This window comes from Citrobacter sp. Cpo045 (assembly GCF_030332875.1).
GTDB lineage: Bacteria > Pseudomonadota > Gammaproteobacteria > Enterobacterales > Enterobacteriaceae > Citrobacter > Citrobacter portucalensis.
In genome coordinates this window covers 591132-617222 of sequence record NZ_JAOWGZ010000103.1, presented here as the reverse complement: position 1 = coordinate 617222, position 26091 = coordinate 591132, and the positions used below count along the sequence as shown (strand labels likewise).

Here is a 26091-nt window from a genome sequence, read left to right as displayed (position 1 = left end):
TCATTGTCCTGCTATCTCGCGAAGCGCCGTAATGACCCGCTGAGTGTCATCATCGGTCATGTCAGGGAATAACGGCAGCGAGCAGATGCGCGCGCTGTTCCATTCAGTATTTGGGAGCGAAAGGGTAGTGAAGCGTTCGCGATAATATTTTTGCGTATGGGCCGCACGAAAATGCAGACCTGTGCCGATATCTTTGGTCTTCAGCGTTTCCATCAGGGCATCTCTACTCAACCCGCAGCGCGTTTCATCAACACGAATGATGAATAAGTGCCAGGCATGAACGTGCGACCACTGTGGTAGGCTCAGCGGCTGGAATGGCGTATCGGCCAGTGCTTTTTGATAGTGCTGGGCAATTTGCGCCCGGCGTGAGTTCAGTTGCTCCAGCTTATTGAGCTGTACCAGCGCAATAGCGGCGTTAATATCCGTCAGGTTGTATTTGTATCCAGGTGCAAGCACTTCGGCTTGTGGTGCCCGGCCGTAGGTTTGTCGATCAAAAGCATCAACGCCCAGACCGTGAAACTTCAGGCTGCGAAGCCGCTGAGCGAGCTGGCTGTCGTCGGTAACGATCAGTCCACCTTCCGCACAGGTGATATTTTTAATAGCGTGAAAAGAGAAGATTGCCGTGCCGCAAGCACCGACATGACGGCCCTTATACAATGTCCCTACGGCATGGGCTGCGTCTTCTATTACCGGGATTCCATAACGCTCGCCAATGGCATAAATTGCGTCGAGGTCGGCGGGGGCGCCAGCATAATGTACTGGAACAATGGCTTTGGTTCGTGGGGTAATAGCGGCTTCAATTTGCTCAGGTGTCACCATAAGCGTATCGCGGTCGACGTCGATCATGACGGGCGATGCACCCAACAGCACAATCATGTTGAGGGTCGAAACCCACGTCATCGACGGCGTTATGACCTCGTCGCCTGCACCAATGCCCAGCGCCATCAGCGTAATGTGCATTCCTGCAGTGGCGGAGCAAACGGCGACGGCATGCTTATTCCCCGTGAGCTGGCAAAAAGCCTCTTCCAACTGTTGATTTTTCGGGCCGGTGGTTATCCATCCAGAGTCCAGAACCGCCTTCACTGCGGCAAGTTCTTCAGCGCCCATGGCCGGGCGAGAGAAAGGCAAAAAGTCAGACATCATTATTCCTTCAAGCCATTTAACGCCACCGAAGTTTTATTTTTAGTGATAAACAGGGGCGTCGTTAATTATTTCATCAGGCTACAAAGGTTAATGACTGAAGGTTAATTTATCCTTAAGAGTTTAAGGTTTGAGAGAGGCAAGAAAATAGCGACATTCTTTCTATATACATTTGATAGTAAATAACTTTTATGCGGATTATGTAGTCTTGGCGACACTGCTGCTTACTGTAGACAGGTGGCTGCAATGCCGCTATTAAGAGGGGAGTATTTATGTCGCTATTAAAATGATAACTTAAAGTAACCCCTTCAAGGTCAACGTCTTACGTGTGGCGATATTTAAATCGTAGGCACTGAGATCTTCCGGTTTAACCCAGGCGAATGCCTGGAACTCTTCGTTAATCTTCACTTCACGATTCGCCGCGACACAATCGAAGATAAGATAAATCATGTAAATCTCTTCCTGACTGCCATCAGCATAGGTTTTAGTGCGAATATCATCACTGAAGGTCCAGGGGGTAATTTCTGATAACACCAGCTGTTCGCCCAGCTCTTCCCTCACTTCACGGCGCAGAGCTTCTTCAATACGTTCACCCGGTTCAACACCGCCGCCAGAAAGCGCCCACTGACCGGGAAACACACCGCGGTCATCAGCCATTTTGCAGAGTAAATAACAGCCATCGTTTTGAATTAATGGGCATACAATCGTTCTTTGGCGCATCATTCGAGTCCTTGTTGGGGAAGTAGAGAAAATTCCGTCATGCACGCATCTTACCTTTTGCTGGCGGCAGAAAAAATGTTTCATCGGTGATTAAGAGCGCTTTGGCAGGGAAAACAGGATGTTTGTTGAAAATGACGTTCTTGGACGTCCGACTGTGTAATTGGCACAAGAATTTAACCTTAAATAAATCTTGTGAGTAGTATTTAGTTACAATATGTCATTGCATCGCTTTTTTAGCTCATTGATTCCTCGCCATCTGACAGTACAATTCATCGGTTTTGGGGCTATGTTTTGATTCTTGCTGGAAAGGATAGAAAATGAAAAAAAGTTTAATGTTGGGTTTTGCCGGAATGCTGTTTGTTTCCGCGTCGGCGAGCGCGATTAGCATCAGCGGCCAGGCTGGCGAAGACTACACCAACCTGGGATTCGGTATGGGCACTGAGAGTACTGGTCTGGCCGTCAGCGGTAACTGGATGCATAACGATGACGACGGTGATGTTGCCGGTCTGGGTTTAGGTTTGAATATCCCACTGGGGCCGCTGATGGCGACCGTTGGTGGTAAAGGTGTTTATACTAATCCAAACGATGGCGATGAAGGCTATGCTGCTGCTGTCGGTGGTGGTTTACAATGGCCAATTGGCGATAGCTTCCGTCTGTTTGGTGAGTATTATTACTCTCCTGATTCACTTTCCAGCGGTATCGACAGCTATGAAGAAGCGAATGCCGGTGCGCGTCTGACCATTATGCGTCCGCTGAGCATCGAAGCCGGTTATCGTTACCTGAACCTGGCAGGCAAAGACGGCAACCGTGATAACGCGATTGCTGATGGCCCGTACGTTGGGGTTAACGCCAGCTTCTAACATTTCTGGCGCGGCGTTCAGTCGCGCCTTCCCCCCTCCATGCGTTATAGTGTTTTCATCATAAAAGCAGGAGAACACGATGTTAAACGTGGAGATGCTATCCACAGGGGATGAAGTGTTGCACGGACAAATCGTCGACACCAATGCCGCCTGGCTGGCCGATTTTTTCTTTAATCAGGGTTTACCGCTAACACGCCGCAACACGGTAGGTGACAATCTTAACGATTTGGTCGCCGTTTTGCGTGAGCGTAGCGAGCACGCCGATGTACTGATCGTTAATGGCGGTCTGGGACCTACCAGCGATGATTTGAGCGCGCTGGCAGCGGCAACGGCAAAAGGCGAAGGGTTGGTGCTGCATGAAGCATGGCTGGCCGAGATGGAGCGATATTTCCGCGATCGTGGCCGCGTGATGGCGCCAAGCAACCGCAAACAGGCTGAACTTCCGGCCAGCGCTGAGTTTATCAATAATCCGGTGGGTACCGCGTGCGGGTTCGCCCTGAAGCTTAACCGCTGCCTGATGTTCTTTACACCGGGTGTACCGTCAGAATTCAAAGTCATGGTGGAGCATGAGATCCTGCCTCGTTTGCGTGAGCGTTTCTCTTTGGCTCAGCCCCCGTTATGCCTGCGATTAACCACCTTTGGCCGTTCTGAAAGCGACCTGGCGCAGAGCCTGGATCCGCTGCCGTTGCCTCCGGGAGTAACAATGGGTTATCGCTCCTCAATGCCGATTATTGAGCTGAAGCTGACCGGGCCGGATTCCCAACGGGAAGCGATGCTGGCGCTGTGGCCAGAAGTTAAGCGGGTTGCCGGGCAGAATATGATTTTTGAAGGTACGGAAGGCTTACCCGCGCAAATCGCCCGCATGTTGCAAGAACGGCAATACAGCCTGACGCTGAGCGAACAATTCACCGGTGGCCTGGTGGCATTGCAGCTTTCTCGTGCGAATGCGCCACTGTTGGCGAGTGAAGTGGTTCCGCCTCAGGAAGAAACGCTGGCGCAAACGGCGCATTGGATAACCGAGCGACGCAGCAAGCATTATGCTGGATTGGCACTCGCAATATCGGCTTTCGAAAACGAACATATTAACTTTGCGCTGGCCACGGCTGATGGGACACACGCCTTGCGCGTACGGCTGAATGCAAATCGCTACAGCCTGGCGATTCGTCAGGAAGTGTGCGCGATGATGGCGCTAAATATGCTGCGCCGCTGGCTTAACAATCTGGAAATCGCTAGCGAACACGGCTGGATCGAAGTGGTTGAGTCGTTGACGATTTAATCACAGATTGGGAAGGCTAAATGCCTTCCCAATCTGGCTCATGCGGTGGTATCGCCAGGCAATAGCCCGGTAATTAACTGAACTAAATCACGATCAATACCTTGTTCCAGCATTATGTGAGCGATACGTAAGGCTTCTTCTTGCGTACCTTTTTGCACCCCTTGCTGTATCCCTTCTTGCAGCCCATTTTGGTGGCCTTCCTGCCTGAGCCTCTCTGCAATTGTCATCAGCTTCTCCTTGTGATGGGGGGATCGTTCGGCAACTTCGCGGATAAACTCACTGACGCGAGAAACGTCGCCGTACCGTATCAGGTAATTAAATAGCGTTTGTAGCTGGCTGTCATTAGCAGTGCTTGTAACTAATAGCGAGACCAGGCGGTCCACTAACCCCATTAAATCACGATCGCGGATATGTTTTTGCATCAACTCAAGCAGCGCAACCCCGCGATGCTGCGCGATTTCATCGTCAGGTATTACGGTAATGTCGACCAGCGGAAAAGCCTCTGAATACAGTTGCCGTGCCAGTTGCGGATTATCAAATTCATCCAGCCAGTTGAGCGACCAGGGATAGGGACTTTGTTGGCCGTGATAAAACAACATGGGGATCACCAGCGGCAGCGTTTTATTCCCGGCATCAAGATGATGCTGCATCGCCGCGGTGGCATAACGCATCAGGCGAAATGCCATATGCGGTACCGCGGTACTCTGATGTTCAATAACACAATAAATATAGCCCTGACCTTCGCGGGTTTTTAGTGACCACACTACGTCGGAGTAGTATGCGCGGAGATCCTGTTCGATAAAACTGGTGGACTCCAGCTTCAACGTTTGTAAATCACATATCTCACGTAATGCGATGGGAAGGTGTATATCCAGAAAATCCCGAGCCATCTCAGGGTAAGACATTATCTTTTTAAAAACGGCATCATGCGGTATAGATGTAGTGGATTTAGCCATGGTAGTCCGTCACCAGAAAGAGAAGATGGCGTGACGGTATCCACTTTTAATATGCGCTGCATGCGGGAAATGTGTTCTTTGCGTGGGTGAATCAGAGATAAATACGTCCGACTGCAACGTATTCAATTAAGCGGAACGGGCTACGCAAAAATGCCCGGTAGCAAATGCTACCGGGCAACAGAGTTAACCCAACGCTTTGGCAAGCAGGGTGATAGGATGTTCGCAGCTTTTGCTTGTAGACATCTCAATCTGCCATTTACAGGTTTCGCAGTCGGTGACGACGATATCAGCGCCGCTTTCTTCAATTTGGCGGAATAACGGTGCGCCAATAGACTGTGAAGTCGGATAGTTTTCCTTTTTAAAGCCGTAAGTCCCGGCAATCCCGCAACACTGAGAATCCAGCACCGTCAGCTCCAGCCCTGGAATTTGTCGCAGTAGCTCCAGCGTATAGAGCGTCCAGCCCATTTTCTCCATGTGACATGGCGTGTGATAGACTACCTTCAGCGGCAGCGTCTTCAGCGGCAGCGTTTTACCTTCATCCAGCTTGCGCCATAGCCAGCGAGTTGCCAGTTCAATGTGTTCACGCAGGCCTGAGTTGTCGACATCCAGCACTTCCGGATATTCATCACGTAGCGCAAAGGTACAGGTTGATGAGGTGGCGATCACCGGAATGCCTTTGCCATCAATTGCCTCCCTGAGCGAGGCCACGTTGCTGACAGCCTGCTTACGCGCTTTATCGGTAAAACCGTTGGCAATCAGCGGTACGCCGCAGCATTTCTCTTTACTCAGCAGTTGCACGCCAGTACCCATCGCATTCAACACCTTGATCAGGTCTTTGCCGAGCTGGGGATGGTTGTAATTCACAAAACAGCCGTGGAAAAAGGCGACCTGATCCTGATACTGCGCCTGCTGTGCGGCAACGCTGCGATACCAGCGGCGGAAGGTGCCAAAGGAGTACTTCGGCAGCGTACGGCGATGATCGATTTTTAACGCGTAATCCAGCAACTGACGCACCGGTTTTAATGAGGTGGCGGTATTCACTATTGGGGCGAAGGGGGTGGATACGCTGCCCATTAAATCGGTATGACTTAAGACAAAGTTACGCAACGATGGGCGCGTCGTGTCGTATTTGGCGCGCGCGCGCTGGATGATATCGCCGATTTTCACGTCTGACGGACAGGCCACTTCGCAGCGTTTACAGTTGATGCAGTATTTCAGCGCGTCGTCATATAGCGCGCCATCTTTCAGGCGCAGACGTTCACCGTCCGGGCCGGCCTGCTTAGGGCCCGGGTAGCTCGGATTGACGCGGCTTACCGGGCAGGAGGTGGTGCACACCGTACATTTGATACAACTTTCAAAACGTGTGTCGCTCATTGCTGTCCTCCTGCACGTTTCGCAATATGATGCGCGGCATGTAAGGCGCTAACTGCGCACACGCCGCCTCCGCAACCCTGGGCGATAGGGTCGAATCCGCCGAGGACGGAACCGATGGCATACATGTTCTCTATCGTTTTTCCCGCCAGTGATGGACGCAATGCGGAATCGGTTGTTACGCCAAACTGTTGCCACGGTTGTGGATCGAAAACATCACGCTGATACCACTCGGCGCGGGTAGCTGTTTGCTGTACATCCAGTCCCAGGATTGGTTCATGGATTGCCTCACGCGTGGCGACCAGCCCGCTGCTGAAGAAGCTGCCGCTGGCGAGCACGGCGAAACGTGGCCGCAAGGGGATATCGGCATGATTTCGGGTCCAGATTTCGCTGACCACGCCATCCTGACAGGTGATTTTTTTCACTTCATCACCCGGCATCCACACACCGCCCTGGCGCACAAACTGGCGCTGTAATTTGTTGTGCAAACGCATGCCCAGTACCGAAGGTGGTAGGGTCGGTAATAGTGTCAGCGAGCAGGGGAGGCGCTCGTTAAGCCACTGCCAGAGCCGCTCATCGGCCAGACCAAAGCATGCCGGCATGATTATCATGTCGCAGGTTTTTGCCATTGGCAGCAATGCGTCATAGAGCAGCGACCATTTATCTTCGTTATCCAGCAGGCGCGCAATATTAACGGCACGAAACTCGGTTGGGTTATCACGCAGGACATCCAGCTCCGGTAGCTCGATTTCTGCCGTCTCGACGCTGAGATTGCGTTGGCGTAATGACGCCGCGGCGAGATGCGCCTGAAAATCCAGTAACCCGCTAATCCCTACAACGCAGATACGCTGCGCGGACAGCGGCCAGACCGGCACTTCCGGGGAACTTAACCAGGTTGAGCGCAGGGTGCCCAGCGGGGTAACACGTTGATGTGCCTGATGCACTTTGCCCTGCAAATGCGTTCCGCATTCTTCCAGTAAATTTTGCGCCTGTTGGGCCAGTTCCAGAACGTTCTGCGTTCCGATGGTGCTATACGGATGTGCGGGTGCCTGAGTGCGCAGCGCATTCAAACCCGCTTCTATATCCGTCACCGGCTGACCATCGGGTAAGCTGCTGAGCAAATCCAGTGAGCCGGAGGAAAAATGCAGGGCGCTTTGGCCGCGGGTAACAATCGTGCAGCGCAGTCCGCTTTTTTGCAGTTGCAGGCCACATAGCAGTCCGGCGAGGCCGCCGCCGATAATGACGGTATCAAATTTCATCCTGGTGCTCCTTTTCCAGACCACACAACCCTTGATAAACCCAGCGCGTGAATTCGCTTTCGCGCAGCGCATCTCCCCAGGCGATAGGCTGCACGCCTTTCCAGCGTTCGTTGAGGAAGTCGGAAAGCTGGGTAATGGACTGCGCTGCGGTAGTGACATTGAAACGTTGCAGCAAACCTGCGGCGCGACAGGCACACAATTCGCCCTGGCAGGTCCCCATTCCAACACGGGTACGGCGACGCAAATCGAGCAGGCTGTTGACGGTTAAATTCTCGACGGCGTATTGCACTTCGCCTGCGGTGACTGCTTCGCATTCACAGACCAGACTGCGGTGCTGGCGGCCTTCGCTAAGCCACGCAGGGGTGCGATCGCCGTGACGGTAGACCGCCGAGCCGCGCAGTGGAGCTGGCAATGAGATCACGCGTTTAAGCGTATGCTCGGTAGATTCCTGTGAGCCAGGCAGCGCGGTGTCTGCCGTTGTGCAAGGCTGGGTATTGCCCAGCTTACGGCAAACGGCATCGGTGGCCCATTCCGCCATCAGGCGGTAGGTCATCAGTTTGCCGCCGGTAATGGTGATAAACCCTTCCAGTCCGTCACGTTCAGCGTGATCGAACAGTACAATCCCACGGCTGACGTTACGACCGCTTGGGTCGTCGTCGCTGGCCACCAGCGGGCGTACGCCAGAATAGGCGCGTAAAATGCGCGTTTTCGCCATAATCGGCGCCAGCTTCTCGCCTTCACGCAGCAGAATATCGACCTCTTCTGCGGTGACGCGGTTGCTGTCGATATCGTCGTAATCAATGTGCTGTGAGGTGGTACCGATCAGTGAAATGGTATCGCCAGGCACCAGAATATCGGCGTCAGAGGGCTTACGGCAGCGGTTAATGACATGCTGGTTAATGCGATGATCCATAATCAGCAACGAACCTTTGGCCGGGAACATACGGATGCTCAGATCGGCATATTCCGCAATGCGTTGACCCCAGATCCCAGCGGCGTTGACGACAACCGGTGCATGCAGGGACTGCATTTCGCCTGTCAGATGATTGCGCACGTTAACGCCGCAAACCGTTGCGCCTTCGCGGATCAGTCCCGTCACTTCATGCGCCGTTAAGATAACCGCGCCATGCTCACGCGCATCCAGCATGTTAGCTGCTGTTAAGCGGAAAGGATCGACCGTGCCGTCTGGTACTTTTACTGCACCAATCAGCTGTGGATTCACAGAAGGTTCGATAATACGTGCCTGCTGAGGGTCAATCGCTTCTGCGCGAATCCCCGCCTCTTCACAGGCGCGAATAAAGGTGGCCTGGAAGGAAAGCTCATCCTCCGGCAGAGTAATAAACAGACCGTCCGTTGGCTCAACACAATGACGGGCGATACGTTTCAGAATTTGGTTTTCGCTGATGCACTCACGGGCAGATTCAGCGTCGGTGACGGCGTAGCGTGCACCGCTGTGCAGCAGACCGTGGTTGCGCCCGGTCGCACCTGTGGCGATATCGTGGCGTTCCACTAAGATGACGCGCAACCCGCGCAGCGCACAGTCACGTGCGATCCCTGCACCTGTTGCTCCTCCACCAATGATAATCACGTCACTTGTTTGCGAGTCGCGAGTTTTCATTGTTTTTCCTCACAGTTCGTTTTTTATCATTTAGCCACATAAAAAACATGGATTGTTTGATTTCGCGCATAATCGCTCATTATTCGAAAATGAAACGTGATTTCGTGCGCCTTTATGAACATTTGTCATAAATCTGTAACAATATGTGCTGCGTTTCACATTTTTGTTATGTATCTTTCCTTAACATCGCGGCCACACTGGGAGCGGTAGGGTAGTAATGACGAACTGCAGTGTTTACTTCGAATGAAAGACGGCCACGGAGGCTACACTATGTTGAGCATTTTTAAACCAGCGTCACACACGGCGCGTTTACCTGCAGCGGAGATCGACCCGACATATCGTCGATTACGTTGGCAGATTTTTCTGGGGATTTTCTTTGGTTATGCCGCGTACTATCTGGTACGTAAGAACTTTGCCCTTGCGATGCCGTATCTGGTTGAACAAGGTTTCTCGCGTGGCGATCTGGGTTTTGCGTTGTCCGGTATCTCCATTGCTTACGGATTTTCGAAATTCATCATGGGGTCCATTTCGGATCGCTCGAATCCGCGCGTTTTCCTGCCAGCCGGTCTGATTCTGGCCGCCGCAGTGATGCTGTTCATGGGCTTTGTGCCGTGGGCGACATCGAGCATCGCGGTAATGTTTGTGCTGCTGTTCCTCTGCGGATGGTTCCAGGGGATGGGCTGGCCGCCGTGTGGCCGTACTATGGTGCACTGGTGGTCGCAGAAAGAGCGTGGAGGCATTGTTTCCGTCTGGAACTGTGCGCATAACGTGGGGGGCGGTCTGCCTCCGCTGTTGTTCCTGCTGGGTATGGCCTGGTTCAATGACTGGAAAGCGGCGCTGTATATGCCTGCTTTCGGTGCGATCGTCGTCGCGCTGATTGCTTTTGCCCTGATGCGTGATACGCCGCAGTCCTGTGGTCTGCCGCCTATCGAAGAGTATAAGAACGACTATCCGGACGATTACACCGAGAAAGCGGAAGAAGAGCTGACTGCGAAGCAGATCTTCATGCAGTACGTACTGCCGAACAAACTGTTGTGGTACATCGCTATCGCCAACGTGTTTGTTTATCTGCTGCGCTACGGCATCCTGGACTGGTCACCAACCTACCTGAAAGAAGTGAAGCATTTCGCACTGGACAAATCATCCTGGGCCTACTTCCTGTATGAGTATGCGGGTATTCCGGGCACGCTGCTGTGCGGCTGGATGTCGGATAAAGTCTTCCGTGGTAACCGTGGCGCGACCGGCGTGTTCTTTATGACGCTGGTAACTATTGCGACCATCGTTTACTGGATGAACCCGGCTGGCAACCCGAACGTGGATATGGCTTGTATGATCATCATCGGCTTCTTGATCTACGGCCCGGTAATGTTGATTGGTCTGCACGCGCTGGAACTGGCACCGAAAAAAGCGGCGGGAACGGCAGCTGGCTTTACCGGTCTGTTCGGTTATCTCGGCGGTTCTGTGGCTGCGAGCGCCATTGTTGGCTACACCGTTGACTTCTTCGGTTGGGACGGCGGCTTTATGGTGATGATTGGCGGTAGCGTGCTGGCGGTTATCCTGCTGGTGGTCGTCATGATTGGCGAAAAACGCCATCACGAAGAGATGCAACTGAAACGTAACGGGGGCTAATAGATGAAAACTAGATTGAAAAGTCTCAGCGTGGCGCTGATGCTCACAGGTATGGTGGTCAGCAGCGCGGCGGTTGCCGCAGATAAAATCGTGATTGCGCACCGTGGTGCGAGCGGTTATCTACCGGAGCATACGCTGCCAGCGAAAGCGATGGCCTATGCCCAGGGTGCGGATTATCTGGAGCAGGATTTGGTGATGACCAAGGATGACCATCTGGTCGTCCTGCATGACCATTATCTTGACCGCGTCACCGATGTTGCCGAGCGTTTCCCGGATCGGGCGCGTAAAGACGGGCGTTACTACGCTATCGACTTTACGCTGGATGAAATTAAATCGCTGAAATTTACCGAAGGCTTCGATATCGAAAATGGCAAAAAGGTCCAGACCTACCCAGGGCGCTTCCCGATGGGTAAATCTGATTTCCGCGTGCACACGTTCGAAGAAGAGATTGAGTTTGTTCAGGGATTAAATCATTCCACCGGTAAAAACATCGGTATTTACCCGGAAATGAAAGCGCCGTGGTTCCATCACCAGGAAGGGAAGGACATTGCGGCTAAGACGCTGGAAGTGCTGAAAAAGTACGGGTATACCGACAAGAACGACAAGGTCTATCTACAGTGTTTTGATGTTGCAGAGTTGAAGCGCATTAAAAATGAACTGGAACCGAAGATGGGGATGGATCTCAATCTGGTACAGTTGATTGCGTACACCGACTGGAATGAAACTCAGGAGAAAAAGCCGGACGGTAGTTGGGTTAATTACAACTACGACTGGATGTTTAAGCCGGGTGCCATGAAGCAGGTTGCGCAGTATGCGGACGGCATTGGGCCGGACTACCACATGCTGATTGATGAGAAGTCGAAGAAGGGCAATATCTCGTTAACTGGCATGGTGCAGGACGCACATCAGAATAAGATGGTGGTGCATCCTTATACCGTTCGCGCCGATCAACTGCCGGATTACACCACTGACGTAAACCAGCTGTATGACATTCTTTATAACAAGGCGGGCGTGGACGGGCTGTTCACCGACTTCCCCGACAAAGCAGTGAAATTCTTGAATAAAGAGTGATGGCGTAAGGCCTGTGATGCACCTCCGGTCACAGGCCTTAATGGATGAAACGTTTTAACTGCTAGATAAGGCCGTCTGCTGTCAACGTTTCCATACATGCCTGCAGGAGAAATAAAGGGCTGCCGTCCACCGGCGGCTCTTTTGCCAGTAAGGATATCTGTCGATAGAACGTCGGTTCCAGCGCGACTGAGCGTACTTTCCCACCAACCGCCTTCAGCGTTAATTCCGGTAATAACGCTATACCCAGCCCCTGACGAATAAAGCTCATCGCGGTATCCGGATGGTTAAACTCGTATTTAATGACCGGTTCAATTCCCTTCTCTTTAAATAGCGCCATGATGCTTAATTCATAGCGACCTTTGCTGATTATGAGCGGTTCTCCAACCAGTTGTTCCACTGAAATCGTTCTATTGGCCGCCAGCGGATGGCTTTCAGGAACTACAACGGTAAATTTGTCGCGATACACCGGTACGCAGTACATGCCATTTACCGGGAAATGTACAAATCCCGCATCGATATCCCCACTGCGCAGGGAATCAACGATTGCCGTGCTGTTTTCTTCATAAGGGATAATTTTGATATGCGGGTGGTGCTGCTCGAAGTGGTGGATGATACCGGGCAAAATACAGGCACAGGCGCTGGGAAAGCAGCCGATTCGCAGGGTTCTGGCCGGGTTTTGTCGCTCTTGCTCGGCAATCTCTTTCACCGCGTTGGTTTCAGACACGATCGTCCGCAGGTGTGAAACGATCCGACTCCCGGCCGGACTAAGTTGAATGTCTTTGCGGCGTTCGCGGATAAGAATATCAACCCCTAGCTCTTCCTCTAGCGCTGAAATTGCCTGGCTAACGGCGGATTGGGTCATGTACAGCCGCTTGCTGGCTTCGGTAAAACCACCGTACTCAAGTACGGCAAGCAGGGCGTGGATCTGGGTTAATGTCATTAGCTCCCTCTAATCAACAATATTAAAACGATTAATTTCTCTAATATAATGGACCTGTTTATACTTGCGGTCTACCGTAAAATCACACTTCGACGCACCTGTCCGTAGTTCAGTTGAGCTGAGCGTTGCCTGCGTGCGCCGTCTGGACAGGTTGTCGAATATGAAAGAAAAACTGTGGACGAAAGATTTTTGGGCAATAACGATAATCAGCTTTATTATATTTTTTGTTTTTTATGTCCTGCTCACGCTGTTACCGATCTATATTTCGGATCGCCTGCATGCCACTCCAGATAAGGCCGGATTATTAGTCACCTTCTTTTTGGGGGCCGCAATTGTTGTGCGCCCGTTTGCGGGACAATGGGTAGGAAAATATTCGAATAAAACAATTCTGGTGCTCTCTTCTCTGGCCTTTTTGGTGGTCACTGCGCTGTATCCTGTTTGCCACTCAATTGAATCACTGCTGTTGATTCGGGTGCTTCATGGTGTAACGTTTGGCGTTATTACCACGGTAAAAGGAACGATTTCCGCGCGGTTGATACCGGCCTCCCGACGTGGGGAGGGCATCAGTTTTTTCTCGTTAGCCATGGGACTGGCAATGGTTGTGGGGCCGTGGGTAGGGCTGAACATGGCACGCTGGGAAGCTTTTACCACTGCATTCTGGCTGTGTAGCGCGGTTGCCGTACTGGGTATTATCCTGTCATTGATTGTCGCCGTACCGCCGGTTATCCGTCATGCTGACGGCTCAAAACCGAAGCTGGGATTTGCTGCTATGTTTGATCGCGCCGCACTGCCTTTCGCGATGGTGACGTTTTTCATGACCTTTTCCTACGCGGGCGTTTCCGCTTTTCTCGCACTGTATGCGCGCGAGCTCGATCTGATGGCCGCCGCCAGTAATTTCCTGTTGTGTTACGCCATTTGCCTGATGATCTGTCGAACCTTTACCGGCAATGTTTGTGATAAAAAAGGGCCGAAATACGTGGTCTATCCGTGTTTGCTGGCTTTCACCGTCGGGCTGGTGGCGCTTGGCTATACTAACGGCAGCATTATGATGATTATTTCCGGTGGATTAATTGGCATCGGTTATGGTTCTGTCACACCCGTATTTCAGACACAAATTATTAGTTCGGTGGAACCCCATAAAATTGGTATCGCCAATTCGCTGTTTTTCAATGCGATGGATGCGGGAATGGCAATCGGCGCGTTTATCATGGGGATGATGGTCGAGGGCGTGGGATATCGGGCGATTTATCTGGTGGGTGCGCTGCTGGTGGTACTGGCCGGGGCGCTGTATATCATGCAGATGAAAAAACGCGGAGACGTGGTACTGGTCTCCGCGCATGAAGTTCACTAAACACTATAACTCTATTTCAATATCGCCTTTTGCCCGGCAACAGCACGGCAATATTTCACCGGGCTGAATGAAGGCCAGCGGTTCTGCAATCCAGTCAACCTGTCCCGCCACCAGGCGGGTACGGCAGGAGCCGCAGTAGCCTTCACGACACTGATATTCGACTTCAACATCGTGCGACTCGAGCGCGGCAAGCAGGGAAGGGTGTTCATCCTGGCACAGCAACTGCGTGCCAGAGATGCGCAGAGTCACGCGGCCCATCAGAGCTGGAAGTTACTCAGATCGTCAGTATCGACTTCGGCATCGATCTGGCCGACCAGATAAGAGCTGACTTCCACTTCCTGCGGCGCAACCTGGACGTTGTCAGACACCAGCCAGGTATTGATCCAAGGGATCGGGTTAGAACGTGTCTGGAATGGCAGATCGAGTCCAACAGCCTGCATACGGATGTTGGTGATGTACTCAACGTACTGGCACAGAATGTCTTTGTTCAGGCCAATCATTGAGCCATCACGGAACAGATAGTCCGCCCACTCTTTTTCCTGCAGCGCGGCCTGTACGAACAGGTCGTAGCACTCTTGTTTGCACTCTTCGGCAATTTCCGCCATCTCCGGATCGTCCACGCCGCTGCGCAGCAGGTTCAGCATATGCTGAGTACCGGTCAGGTGCAGGGCTTCGTCGCGGGCGATCAGACGAATAATTTTCGCGTTGCCTTCCATCAGTTCACGTTCGGCGAAGGCGAAAGAGCAGGCGAAGCTGACATAAAAGCGGATCGCTTCCAGCGCGTTCACGCTCATCAGGCACAGATACAGCTTCTTCTTCAGCTCACGCAGGTTTACGACAACCGTTTTACCATTAACGGTATGCGTACCTTCACCGAGCAAATGCCAGTAGCTGGTCATCTCGATCAATTCGTCGTAGTAGCTGGAGATGCCTTCTGCGCGTTTCTGGATTTGCTCGTTGGTGACGATATCGTCAAACACCACCGCCGGATCGTTAACAATATTACGGATGATGTGGGTGTAAGAGCGGGAGTGGATCGTTTCAGAAAACGCCCACGTTTCCACCCAGGTTTCCAGTTCAGGGATCGAGATTAACGGCAGCAGCGCGACGTTAGGACTACGTCCCTGAATGGAGTCCAGCAGCGTCTGATACTTCAGGTTGCTGATGAAGATATGTTTTTCATGTTCCGGCAATGCCTGGAAGTCGATACGATCGCGAGAAACATCGACTTCTTCCGGACGCCAGAAGAAAGAGAGCTGCTTTTCGATCAGTTTTTCAAAGATGTCATATTTTTGCTGATCGTAGCGGGCGACGTTCACCGGCTGGCCGAAGAACATCGGTTCCAGAAGCTGATCATTTTTCGTCTGTGAAAAAGTGGTGTATGCCATTGATGTGAATCCTGTCTGGAATGTACTGCCGGATGCGCTTTGCTTATCCGGCCTACAATACCGCGAATTAATTTGTAGGCCGGGTAAGCGTTACGCCACCCGGCAAAAGATTAAATCTTACATGCGCCGCTTTCGCAGCCATCGTCCTGAATGGATGGTACCAGATCGTCCTGAGAGTCTTCCGCACCGTCACGGGTGTTCTGGTAATACAGCGTTTTGACACCAAATTTGTAGGCGGTGAGCAGGTCTTTCAGCAACTGCTGCATCGGTACTTTTCCGGACGGGAAGCGCGACGGATCGTAGTTGGTGTTGGCGGAAATCGACTGATCGATAAATTTCTGCATGATGCCTACCAGCTGCAGATAGCCGTCGTTGTTTGGCATTTCCCACAGCAGTTCGTATGCGTCGTGCAGGTGTTCGTAGTCCGGCACGACCTGACGCAGAATCCCATCTTTCGATGCTTTGATGCTCACGTAACCGCGTGGCGGTTCAATACCGTTGGTGGCGTTGGAGATCTGCGAAGAGGTCTCGGACGGCATCAGGGCTGACAGCGTGGAGTTACGCAGGCCGTGAGTCTTGATAGATTCACGCAGCTGTTCCCAGTCCATATGCAGCGGTTCGTTAGCGATAGCATCAAGATCTTTTTTATAGGTATCAATCGGCAGAATACCTTTCGCATAGGTGGTTTCGTTAAACCATGGGCATGCGCCTTGCTCTTTTGCCAGCTCGTTAGAAGCCTTCAGCAGGTAATATTGAATCGCTTCAAAGGTTTTGTGAGTCAGGTTATTGGCGCTGCCGTCAGAGTAGCGTTTACCGTTTTTCGCCAGCCAGTAAGCGTAGTTGATCACGCCAATACCCAGCGTACGACGACCCATCGCACCGCGTTTGGCGGCCGGAATCGGATAATCCTGGTAATCGAGCAGCGCATCCAGCGCACGTACCGCCAGTACAGCCAGCTCTTCCAGTTCGTCCAGACTTTCGATAGCGCCCAGGTTAAATGCGGACAGCGTACACAGTGCGATTTCGCCGTTTTCATCGTTAACGTCGGTTAGCGGTTTGGTCGGCAGAGCAATTTCCAGGCACAGGTTGGACTGGCGTACCGGCGCGACAACCGGATCAAACGGGCTATGGGTGTTGCAGTGGTCAACGTTCTGAATGTAGATACGACCGGTCGAGGCACGTTCCTGCATCATCAGTGAGAACAGCTCAACCGCTTTCACGCGCTGTTTGCGGATGCTGTCGTCGTTTTCATATTGGGTGTACAGACGCTCGAACTCATCCTGATCGGCGAAGAACGCGTCATACAGACCCGGGACGTCGGACGGGCTAAACAGGGTGATGTCGCCGCCTTTCAGCAGACGGGTGTACATCAGCTTGTTGATCTGTACGCCATAGTCCATGTGACGAACGCGGTTGCCTTCGACGCCACGGTTGTTTTTCAGGACCAGCAGGCTTTCAACTTCCAGGTGCCACATTGGGTAGAACAGCGTGGCTGCACCACCGCGTACGCCACCCTGAGAGCAGGATTTCACCGCAGTCTGGAAATGCTTGTAGAACGGAATACAGCCGGTGTGGAACGCTTCACCGCCGCGAATCGGGCTACCCAGCGCACGGATGCGACCAGCGTTAATGCCGATACCGGCACGCTGAGAAACGTATTTCACAATTGCGCTGGAGGTTGCGTTGATGGAGTCCAGGCTGTCGCCGCACTCGATTAGTACGCAGGAGCTGAACTGACGCGTTGGGGTACGCACACCGGACATAATTGGCGTCGGCAGCGAGATTTTGAACGTAGAAACGGCGTCGTAGAAACGTTTTACATATTGCAGACGTGTTTCACGCGGATAGTTAGAGAACAGGCAAGCAGCTACCAGAATGTAGAGGAACTGTGCGCTTTCATAGATCTCACCGGTAACACGGTTTTGCACCAGATATTTACCTTCCAACTGCTTCACCGCAGCGTAGGAGAAGGTCATATCACGGTCGTGTACGATGAACGAGTCCATCTGCTTGAACTCTTCTTCCGTGTAGTCTTCCAGCAGATGATTGTCGTATTTGCCCATTTCAACCATTTTCACGACATGGTCGAACAGCTTTGGCGGTTCAAACTCACCGTACGCTTTTTTACGCAGATGGAAAATCGCCAGACGGGCAGCCAGATACTGATAATCCGGCGCTTCGCGGGAGATCAGGTCGGCGGCTGCTTTGATGATTGTTTCATGGATGTCGGAGGTCTTGATTCCGTCATAAAACTGAATGTGGGAGCGCAGCTCGACCTGAGAAATCGATACGTTATTCAGTCCTTCTGCCGCCCAATCCAGAACTCGGTGGATTTTGTCGAGATTGATGCGCTCTGTACTACCATCACGCTTTGTCACCAGCAGACTCTGATTCATGTGGTTTTTTACCTGTCCGTGAAAGAAAAAATATCCCCCATATTATCCACAGAGTCATGTTGTGACTAAGTCTGTGGATAAATACTATATGTAGGGGTTGTTTGATAAAATAGACGCTATATGGTGAGTATTCTAGTAGGGATTCTTTTCAGCACAAGAGTTGATTTTGAGGTTAAATTGAGGTTGCAAAAGGGTGATAATCGCTAAGTGCGCGTCTTATAAGGCCTGGCGGGGATGTCAATAATTGAGAAAAAAAATAGAAAATTTGATCGAGTGCTGATTTCTTCATCTAAGGCAAGGAAAGTTCTTATGATCTGGCACAGGATTTGTAGGCCTGATAAGCGAAACGTCATCAGGCATGGTTCAAGTAAGCATGCCGGATGGCGGCGTTGCACGCTTTATCCGGCCTACAGGAGCGGTTAATCAACCTTGGCGGTGGTATGTACCATATAGTTCACATCAACGCCCGGGCCAAGTTTGAAGGTGTTGGTGATGGGGTTGTAATGCAGGCCGGTCATATGGCGCTCTTTCAGCACGGTCTGGTCTACCCACTCTAATAATTCAGCAGGCTTAATAAACTTTTTCACATCGTGCGTGCCTTTCGGCACCATGCGCAGAATATATTCCGCTCCGACCACCGCCATCAGCCAGGATTTGCCGTTGCGGTTAAGCGTGGAGAAAAATACTTCGCCACCCGGTTTGACCAGCCTGGCGCAAGCTCTGACCACTGACTGTGGGTCTGGCACGTGCTCCAGCATTTCCATGCAGGTGACAACGTCATACTGATGTGCATGCTTTTCCGCATGCTCTTCGACGGTTTCTTGTACGTACTCTACCTGGATACCGCTTTCCAGTGCATGCAGTTTTGCTACCTGCAGCGGTTCAAAACCCATGTCCAGTCCGGTGACGGTGGCACCTTCGCGCGCCATACTCTCCGCCAGAATACCGCCGCCGCATCCGACGTCGAGTACCTTTTTACCAAACAGGCCGCCTGAGCGCTCAGTAATATAGCCCAGACGCAGTGGGTTAATGCGGTGCAGCGGCTTAAATTCACCCTCAAGATCCCACCAGCGTGACGCGACTGCTTCAAACTTGGCAATTTCTTCATGGTCAACGTTGTGAGCTACCGGAGGTTTTTCGGCATTCATTGGGGCTTCTACTCCTAAATTTGCGATGCAAATGAGTATATCAGCCTGACGGGATGAATAAAGCCTCTGTCAGGGGGAATCCATTTACCTGAATCTGCACGGATGTGTTATAATTTGCGACCTTTGAATCCGGGATACAGTAGAGGGATAGCGGTTAGATGAGCGACCTTGCGAGAGAAATTACACCGGTCAACATTGAGGAAGAGCTGAAGAGCTCCTATCTGGATTATGCGATGTCGGTCATTGTTGGCCGTGCGCTGCCGGACGTCCGAGATGGCCTGAAACCGGTTCACCGTCGCGTACTTTACGCCATGAACGTATTGGGCAACGACTGGAATAAAGCCTATAAAAAATCTGCCCGTGTCGTTGGTGACGTAATCGGTAAATACCACCCTCATGGTGATATCGCCGTTTACGACACCATTGTTCGTATGGCGCAGCCATTCTCCTTGCGCTACATGCTGGTAGATGGTCAGGGTAACTTTGGTTCTGTCGATGGCGACTCCGCAGCGGCGATGCGTTATACGGAAATCCGTATGTCGAAAATCGCCCATGAGCTGATGGCTGACCTGGAAAAAGAAACGGTTGATTTCGTCGACAACTATGACGGCACCGAACAAATTCCTGACGTCATGCCGACCAAAATTCCTAACCTGCTGGTGAACGGTTCGTCCGGTATCGCGGTAGGTATGGCGACCAACATTCCGCCGCACAACCTGACCGAAGTGATCAACGGCTGTCTGGCATATATTGACGATGAAGACATCAGCATTGAAGGGCTGATGGAACATATTCCGGGTCCGGACTTCCCGACTGCCGCGATCATCAACGGTCGTCGTGGTATCGAAGAAGCCTACCGTACCGGTCGTGGCAAAGTGTACATTCGCGCACGCGCGGAAGTCGAAGCGGATGCCAAAACGGGCCGTGAAACCATCATCGTTCACGAAATTCCGTATCAGGTAAACAAAGCGCGCCTGATTGAGAAAATCGCCGAGCTGGTAAAAGACAAACGCGTTGAAGGCATCAGCGCGCTGCGTGACGAGTCTGACAAAGACGGTATGCGCATCGTGATTGAAGTGAAACGCGATGCGGTCGGGGAAGTGGTTCTGAACAATCTCTATTCCCAGACCCAACTGCAGGTTTCCTTCGGTATCAACATGGTTGCATTGCACCATGGCCAGCCGAAGATCATGAACCTGAAAGATATTATTGCCGCGTTCGTACGTCACCGCCGTGAAGTCGTAACCCGTCGTACTATCTTTGAACTGCGTAAAGCCCGCGACCGTGCGCACATCCTTGAAGCGCTGGCGATTGCGTTGGCGAACATCGATCCGATCATCGAACTGATCCGCCGCGCGCCGACCCCGGCTGAAGCGAAAGCTGCGCTGGTTGCGCGTTCGTGGGAACTGGGCAACGTTTCTGCCATGCTGGAACGTGCCGGTGATGACGCCGCGCGTCCTGAATGGCTGGAGCCGGAATTTGGCGTGCGTGACGGTCAGTACTATCTGACTGAACAGCAGGCCCAGGCTATTCTGGATCTGCGTTTGCAGAAACTGACCGGCCTTGAGCACGAAAAACTGCTCGACGAATACAAAGAGTTGCTGGAACAGATCGCTGAACTGCTGCACATTCTGGGCAGCGCCGATCGTCTGATGGAAGTTATCCGTGAAGAGATGGAGCTGATTCGTGAACAGTTCGGTGACGCTCGTCGTACCGAAATCACCGCGAACAGCGCTGACATCAACATCGAAGATCTGATTAGCCAGGAAGATGTAGTCGTAACCTTGTCTCATCAGGGTTACGTGAAATATCAGCCGTTAACCGATTACGAAGCGCAGCGTCGTGGCGGTAAAGGTAAATCAGCAGCACGCATTAAAGAAGAAGACTTTATTGACCGCCTGCTGGTGGCCAACACCCATGACACGATCCTCTGCTTCTCCAGCCGTGGTCGTTTGTACTGGATGAAGGTCTATCAGTTGCCGGAAGCAAGCCGTGGCGCACGTGGACGTCCAATCGTCAACCTGTTGCCGCTGGAAGCTAACGAACGTATTACCGCAATTCTGCCAGTACGTGAGTACGAAGAGGGCGTGAACGTCTTCATGGCAACCGCCAGCGGTACCGTGAAGAAAACGGCGCTGACCGAGTTCAGCCGTCCGCGTTCTGCCGGTATTATTGCGGTTAACCTGAACGAAGGCGACGAACTGATTGGTGTAGATCTGACATCCGGCAGTGACGAAGTCATGTTGTTCTCTGCGGCAGGAAAAGTGGTGCGCTTTAAAGAAGATGCTGTCCGTGCAATGGGTCGTACCGCGACCGGTGTACGCGGTATCAAGCTGGCGGAAAAAGATAGCGTGGTATCGCTGATCGTTCCGCGCGGTGAAGGTGCGATCCTGACCGTTACTCAGAACGGTTACGGTAAACGTACGGCGGCGGAAGAGTATCCGACCAAGTCTCGTGCGACCCAGGGCGTAATCTCCATCAAGGTTACCGAGCGCAACGGTTCCGTTGTTGGCGCAGTGCAGGTTGAAGATACCGACCAGATCATGATGATCACCGACGCAGGTACGTTGGTACGTACTCGCGTGTCGGAAATCAGCGTGGTAGGGCGTAATACCCAGGGTGTGATCCTTATCCGTACTGCGGAAGATGAAAACGTCGTGGGTCTGCAACGCGTTGCTGAACCGGTTGATGATGAAGAGCTCGATTCCATCGACGGAAGTGCAGCTGAAGGTGACGAGGATATCGCACCTGAAGCGGAAAGCGATGATGATGCAGCAGCGGATGACGCTGACGAGTAATTAAACATTGTAGTACTGTGCACAAGGGAGGCTTTGCCTCCCTTTTTTACGTCCTGAATAATCCCTTACCCATCAGCTCATTATCTTTTTCTAACCGTCCACCCGCTTCTTGTATAAAAATACAAAAATAAATGAATAATTATAACTCTGTGAGAGTGCTCACTGTTTGTTCACTCTTTTACCGCTAACTTTTCTCTGCCCAATAAAAGATTTTTTAACATCCGCTATGAACAGGAGACCTGCAAACTATTTAAGAAAAAGCACCTGAAGTGTGAAAGAAAAATGCGTTGGCTGCCTCAGTCTGTCAGTTCATCTCTGACGGATGAATATACTTTTACCTCGGCGTTGGGAGTTAACTATGATAGTTGAAATTGCGGAAGGCTTTATCCATCTTTTTCAGAGTGCAGGGAAGATATTCTCTGGGATGATCGTCAGTACCATTCCGATGTTGATAACATTAATTCTGACGGTTAATTTCATTATGAAGTTAATAGGTCAACAGCGAATGGAAAAAGTCGCGACCCTGATGGGGAAATCAAAAATATTAACATACGGAATATTGCCCAGTTTTGCCTGGTTCTTCCTTAGCAGCCCCGGCGCGCTGACAATGGGTAAGTTCCTGCCTGAACGGTGTAAGCCCGCTTATCAGGATGCACTGGGCAGTACCGTACATCCACTGACCTCGCTGTTTCCCCACATCGTACCATCGGAACTCTTTATCTGGCTGGGAGTGGCGGCGGGGATTACCCGACTCGACCTTCCTGTTGCCGACTTGGCATTGCGTTATATCGCTGCAGGTATTCTGCTTGGATTTATCCGCGGTTTTCTTACCGAATATATCTTCACAAGGTTGGAAAAACGCGAACTTAATCAGAAATAAGGAAAGACAATGAAAGTGCTATTTTCGGCTGATGTCGTAAAAGCTGGAAAGAAAGTAGAGGAAGGGCTGCTTAATGGCATGCTCATAACGTTTAACGATCGCGCCCCGGAAGATTATCTCGATTATGTGCTGGTTATAAAGAATATTGTTTTTGATAGCGCACCGTTACAAAAAACAGCGAACTATGTTTTACAGATTAATAACCAGATATGGAATATCACCTGCTGGGGAGATGCTGCGTGGCAAAATCTATGTGAGCTGGGTCATATTACAGTGGTATTTGACGGGGCAGAAAAGCCAATTGCCTATGGTTCATTACACGTTAAAAGCGGTTTCTCGCCTTCCGTTAATGAATTAACGGGCCCATTGACAATAATGAGGAAAACCAATGAAAACCGTGCTGATTAAAAAAGGTCATTCAGGAATTGGCGATGACATGTATTTATCTCGCGATACCAGCAAAGTAATCTTGTCGCTCACCGGGAAAAGCATTGACCCTATTGCAAAAAAACTGGGTGAAATGCTCGAGATGCCGGTGGTTAACGGCTTTGATGCAATGCCAGATGATAAGAAAATCCTCTGCGTGGTGATCAACTGCGGTGGTTCATTGCGCTGCGGCATCTACCCGCAAAAAAGAATCAAGACCATCAACATCCTCCCTACCGGCGCGATGGGACCGCTGGCGAAGTATATCACTGAGGATATCTATATTTCTGATATCAGCAGCGAATCGCTATCGTTGATTGAAACGCTTAACCAACCGGTCAATGCACACGAAGAGGTTAATCTTGCTGAACCTTTGCCCGCAGGTGATGCTTCGGCGGTTGTCAGCCGCCAGGTTGACACAAAACCAAGCGGTTCAGCAACCAACACTGCGCTGGAGTTGATGACCCGATTTGCTACGAGTATCGGTAATTTTGTCAGCCTGCTGTATACCTCTGCGCGTGAGTCGGTTGAGCTGTGCATTAAAAACGTTATCCCGTTTATGGCTTTTATCTCTGTGTTAATTGCTTTGGTGCAGGAAACGGCAATTGGTCAGTGGACCGGGAATGCGCTATCACCGCTTGCCGGGTCGTTAACTGGCTTGTTTGTCATCGCGATTATCTGCGGCTTACCGTTTATCTCACCCATTCTGGCTCCTGGCGCGGCCATAGCACAGGTTGTGGGTGTGTTGGTGGGAACATTAATCGGTAGCGGAGTGGTTTCTCCACTGATGGCGTTGCCGGCACTGTTCGCGATAAATGTTCAGGTAGGGGCCGATTTTATTCCTGTCGGGCTTTCCATGCAGGAGGCGAAAGAGAAGACCATTCGTCTTGGCGTTCCTGCCTTCCTGTTATCACGAATGATTACCGCTCCTCTGGCGGTGGCTATCGGCTATCTGTTTTCTTTTGGTTTGTTTAACTGAGGAATCATGTAATGAATAAAATCAATGCCGCGGTGGTTGGCGCGGGAATTTATGGCAAACACCATATCAATGCTTACCACTATAATCCGTGGGTGAATCTGGTCGGGTTTTGCGAAATCAACCCGGACATTCGGGCCAGCGTAGCTCAGGAGTTTCATATTCCCGGCTTTGCATCGCTGGCAGAACTGTTTGCCGCTACGCAAGTTGATCTGGTATCGATAGCCACCCCGGATCCTTTCCACTTTGATGCAACAATTGAGTCCATTACCGCTGGAAAACATGTGCTGATTGAAAAGCCGATGGCAACAACGTCGGCGGAATGTCGGGAGATTATCCGTTGCGCTACAGAGTATGGGGTGAAAATTGGTGTTGATTACCACAAGCGTTGGGACGGAATGGCGCAACATATTCATCATGAGCTATTGAAGCCTGAAACCGGTCAGGTACTACGTGGCTATATGAGCATGGATGACATCATCGATGTGCCAAAAAACTGGTTATCGTGGGCGAATGAAAGCTCACCCGTCCATTTTCTCGGCACTCACTGTTTCGATTTAATTCGATACTATATGAACGGTGCCAACGCAGTGAGCGTCTATGCGATAGGGCAGAAAAAGAAACTGGTTGCTGAAGGTATCGACTCCTGGGACACCATTCAGTCTTTTGTTACGTTTGAAAATGGTGCGCAATGGACGGTGGAGGTGGGATGGTGTCTGCCCTCTACGTTCCCCAAAGCAAATGATGGTCGTAGTTTTGTTATTACTGAAAATAACTATTATCGAGCAGATGCGCAGTTGCGCGGCTATGAAATGTTTACACCACAACGTAGCGCGACACCAAATTATAACTTTATCAATTATGTTAATAACAAGGCCAGCGGATACGGAATTCAGCCAATACATGATTTTGTGGAGCATATATTATTTGATACACCTTATCTGGCAACAGCAGAAGACGGCTTACAGGCTACGTTAATTTGCGAGGCAGTACATCATTCACTATCAACAGGAAATATTGTGCACTTGTAATTAATCTTTTTTTACGTCTCATAAGTATTTTTTTTTGACTTTAATTTCTATGATTAAAGTAGGGTGTCTTATTCCCCCAACCCTGCCAATGATCATCGCTTATGGGGCGTCTTTTCATTATTCATATTCAGATAACAATATTGCAGGGCATGAAAGAAAAGCGTATGCAGTGACATTTTCAATGCGGCAAAACTCAGAGGACTGACGCTGGATTGAGGAGTGTACAGGGTCACATCGGCAAGCGATGTGCCGCTCTGGTGGCAGGCGACAGCCAGCGAGGCAGCCTCATGCTCGCGAATCAATGTAATCAACTGGTTATCCGGTTCATCTTTGGGACCCGGTAGCAAGATTACGGAATCACAATCTGTCAGGCTGTTGGCTAACAGCGAATCGGCATTTTGATACTCAACGGGAATACAGACCTTACCAATATCACTGTAGTCCTGAATGATATTACTGAGTAAAGAGCCTAGTTCCCGGGAGTGACAAAAATAAAGGTTGCGGCTGGAGCTGATAATTTCAAAGAAAGTATTAATTGCTGCTGGGTTATTATTGTTGATAAATTCACTGAGAATAACATTATTCTTTGTTGCCTGTGCTGGAAGCAGCACTGCAGGTTCACTGCGTAGACATTTAATTAAATCATATTTAAAAGAAGTAAAACCGGTATAACCGAGCGCTTGAGCAAAACGAACAATAGAAGGTTGGCTGGTCTGAGTCTTTTTTGAAATTGCTGTCGATGTCAGTTTTTCTGCGCCTGATAATGTAGCCAGAATGTAACGACTAATAGTTTGTTCCGTGTGTGAGCCAGTTTTCACCAGTAACTGAAGTTGTTCGATAATGTTCATTGAGGTCCC

General features: G+C 51.0%; 22 protein-coding genes. 10 read left to right on the top strand and 12 right to left on the bottom strand.

The window, feature by feature from the left end:
* Both arnB and nudI read right to left on the bottom strand, forming a co-directional pair.
* Window positions 1–1140, bottom strand: coding sequence for a UDP-4-amino-4-deoxy-L-arabinose aminotransferase (arnB, locus tag OGY13_RS18920; protein ID WP_213752561.1), 1140 nt, complete (start codon window positions 1138–1140; stop codon window positions 1–3).
* Between the two features lie 294 nt (window positions 1141–1434).
* Entirely contained in the window at window positions 1435–1860 is a 426-nt protein-coding gene (nudI, locus tag OGY13_RS18915; protein WP_048215870.1) for a nucleoside triphosphatase NudI, read from the bottom strand.
* 317 nt (window positions 1861–2177) lie between these two features.
* Here nudI and OGY13_RS18910 point away from each other — a divergent pair, with 317 nt between their 5' ends.
* On the top strand, window positions 2178–2720 hold the full coding sequence (locus tag OGY13_RS18910; protein ID WP_048215871.1) for a YfaZ family outer membrane protein: 543 nt from the start codon (window positions 2178–2180) through the stop codon (window positions 2718–2720).
* 79 nt (window positions 2721–2799) lie between these two features.
* The gene (locus OGY13_RS18905) at window positions 2800–3996 is read left to right on the top strand and encodes a nicotinamide mononucleotide deamidase-related protein YfaY (protein ID WP_213752562.1); all 1197 of its coding nucleotides are present in this window, start codon (window positions 2800–2802) and stop codon (window positions 3994–3996) included.
* A 38-nt stretch (window positions 3997–4034) separates the two neighbouring features.
* On the opposite strand, the gene OGY13_RS18900 is transcribed toward OGY13_RS18905, so the two are convergent.
* The 4 genes from OGY13_RS18900 to glpA all read right to left on the bottom strand — a co-directional run bounded on the left by OGY13_RS18900 (window position 4035) and on the right by glpA (window position 9200).
* Window positions 4035–4952 (bottom strand): Rpn family recombination-promoting nuclease/putative transposase, encoded by a 918-nt coding sequence (locus OGY13_RS18900; RefSeq protein WP_213752563.1) that lies wholly within the window; start codon window positions 4950–4952, stop codon window positions 4035–4037.
* Between the two features lie 183 nt (window positions 4953–5135).
* Complete coding sequence (gene glpC, locus OGY13_RS18895) at window positions 5136–6326, bottom strand: anaerobic glycerol-3-phosphate dehydrogenase subunit GlpC (protein WP_048215874.1); 1191 nt, start codon at window positions 6324–6326, stop codon at window positions 5136–5138.
* Window positions 6323–7582: a glycerol-3-phosphate dehydrogenase subunit GlpB gene (glpB, locus tag OGY13_RS18890; RefSeq protein ID WP_032944057.1), complete on the bottom strand. Its 1260-nt coding sequence runs from the start codon at window positions 7580–7582 to the stop codon at window positions 6323–6325. The genes glpC and glpB overlap by 4 nt, the downstream gene beginning before the upstream one ends.
* Complete coding sequence (glpA, locus tag OGY13_RS18885) at window positions 7572–9200, bottom strand: anaerobic glycerol-3-phosphate dehydrogenase subunit A (protein WP_032944055.1); 1629 nt, start codon at window positions 9198–9200, stop codon at window positions 7572–7574. The genes glpB and glpA overlap by 11 nt, the downstream gene beginning before the upstream one ends.
* Window positions 9201–9470: 270 nt before the next feature.
* Between glpA and glpT the strand changes: the two genes are divergently transcribed.
* Both glpT and glpQ read left to right on the top strand, forming a co-directional pair.
* A complete protein-coding gene (glpT, locus tag OGY13_RS18880; RefSeq protein ID WP_153687468.1) occupies window positions 9471–10829 on the top strand; it encodes a glycerol-3-phosphate transporter in 1359 nt (452 codons plus the stop codon).
* Between the two features lie 3 nt (window positions 10830–10832).
* The gene (glpQ, locus tag OGY13_RS18875) at window positions 10833–11900 is read left to right on the top strand and encodes a glycerophosphodiester phosphodiesterase (RefSeq protein WP_213752564.1); all 1068 of its coding nucleotides are present in this window, start codon (window positions 10833–10835) and stop codon (window positions 11898–11900) included.
* A 61-nt stretch (window positions 11901–11961) separates the two neighbouring features.
* On the opposite strand, the gene OGY13_RS18870 is transcribed toward glpQ, so the two are convergent.
* Complete coding sequence (locus tag OGY13_RS18870; protein WP_213752565.1) at window positions 11962–12840, bottom strand: LysR family transcriptional regulator; 879 nt, start codon at window positions 12838–12840, stop codon at window positions 11962–11964.
* Between the two features lie 160 nt (window positions 12841–13000).
* On the opposite strand from OGY13_RS18870, the gene OGY13_RS18865 reads away from it, so the two are divergent.
* Window positions 13001–14191, top strand: coding sequence for an MFS transporter (locus OGY13_RS18865; protein ID WP_048234859.1), 1191 nt, complete (start codon window positions 13001–13003; stop codon window positions 14189–14191).
* A 3-nt stretch (window positions 14192–14194) separates the two neighbouring features.
* Here OGY13_RS18865 and yfaE read toward each other — a convergent pair whose 3' ends face one another.
* The 4 genes from yfaE to ubiG form a co-directional block, all read right to left on the bottom strand.
* The gene (gene yfaE / locus OGY13_RS18860) at window positions 14195–14449 is read right to left on the bottom strand and encodes a ferredoxin-like diferric-tyrosyl radical cofactor maintenance protein YfaE (protein ID WP_003027609.1); all 255 of its coding nucleotides are present in this window, start codon (window positions 14447–14449) and stop codon (window positions 14195–14197) included.
* Complete coding sequence (nrdB, locus tag OGY13_RS18855; RefSeq protein ID WP_003834668.1) at window positions 14449–15579, bottom strand: class Ia ribonucleoside-diphosphate reductase subunit beta; 1131 nt, start codon at window positions 15577–15579, stop codon at window positions 14449–14451. The genes yfaE and nrdB overlap by 1 nt, the downstream gene beginning before the upstream one ends.
* Before the next feature lie 110 nt (window positions 15580–15689).
* Complete coding sequence (gene nrdA, locus OGY13_RS18850) at window positions 15690–17975, bottom strand: class 1a ribonucleoside-diphosphate reductase subunit alpha (protein ID WP_003834667.1); 2286 nt, start codon at window positions 17973–17975, stop codon at window positions 15690–15692.
* Between the two features lie 419 nt (window positions 17976–18394).
* Complete coding sequence (gene ubiG, locus OGY13_RS18845; RefSeq protein WP_008785314.1) at window positions 18395–19123, bottom strand: bifunctional 2-polyprenyl-6-hydroxyphenol methylase/3-demethylubiquinol 3-O-methyltransferase UbiG; 729 nt, start codon at window positions 19121–19123, stop codon at window positions 18395–18397.
* A gap of 158 nt (window positions 19124–19281) precedes the next feature.
* Between ubiG and gyrA the strand changes: the two genes are divergently transcribed.
* The 5 genes from gyrA (at window position 19282) to OGY13_RS18820 (ending at window position 25234) form a co-directional block, all read left to right on the top strand.
* A complete protein-coding gene (gyrA, locus tag OGY13_RS18840) occupies window positions 19282–21921 on the top strand; it encodes a DNA topoisomerase (ATP-hydrolyzing) subunit A (protein WP_057066395.1) in 2640 nt (879 codons plus the stop codon).
* A 358-nt stretch (window positions 21922–22279) separates the two neighbouring features.
* Window positions 22280–22801 carry a PTS glucitol/sorbitol transporter subunit IIC gene (srlA, locus tag OGY13_RS18835; RefSeq protein ID WP_186413151.1) on the top strand — a complete coding sequence of 174 codons (522 nt, stop codon included), beginning with the start codon at window positions 22280–22282 and terminating at the stop codon, window positions 22799–22801.
* 9 nt (window positions 22802–22810) lie between these two features.
* Window positions 22811–23209, top strand: coding sequence for a PTS glucitol/sorbitol transporter subunit IIA (locus OGY13_RS18830; protein ID WP_048224679.1), 399 nt, complete (start codon window positions 22811–22813; stop codon window positions 23207–23209).
* Window positions 23190–24206, top strand: a complete 1017-nt coding sequence (srlE, locus tag OGY13_RS18825) for a PTS glucitol/sorbitol transporter subunit IIB (RefSeq protein ID WP_186413152.1) — start codon at window positions 23190–23192, stop codon at window positions 24204–24206. The genes OGY13_RS18830 and srlE overlap by 20 nt, the downstream gene beginning before the upstream one ends.
* 11 nt (window positions 24207–24217) lie before the next feature.
* The gene (locus OGY13_RS18820) at window positions 24218–25234 is read left to right on the top strand and encodes a Gfo/Idh/MocA family protein (RefSeq protein ID WP_048224675.1); all 1017 of its coding nucleotides are present in this window, start codon (window positions 24218–24220) and stop codon (window positions 25232–25234) included.
* Window positions 25235–25326: 92 nt separating this feature from the next.
* Here the strand turns inward: OGY13_RS18820 and OGY13_RS18815 are convergent, their stop codons facing one another.
* Window positions 25327–26082, bottom strand: coding sequence for a MurR/RpiR family transcriptional regulator (locus tag OGY13_RS18815; protein WP_048224672.1), 756 nt, complete (start codon window positions 26080–26082; stop codon window positions 25327–25329).
* Window positions 26083–26091: the final 9 nt, after the last annotated feature.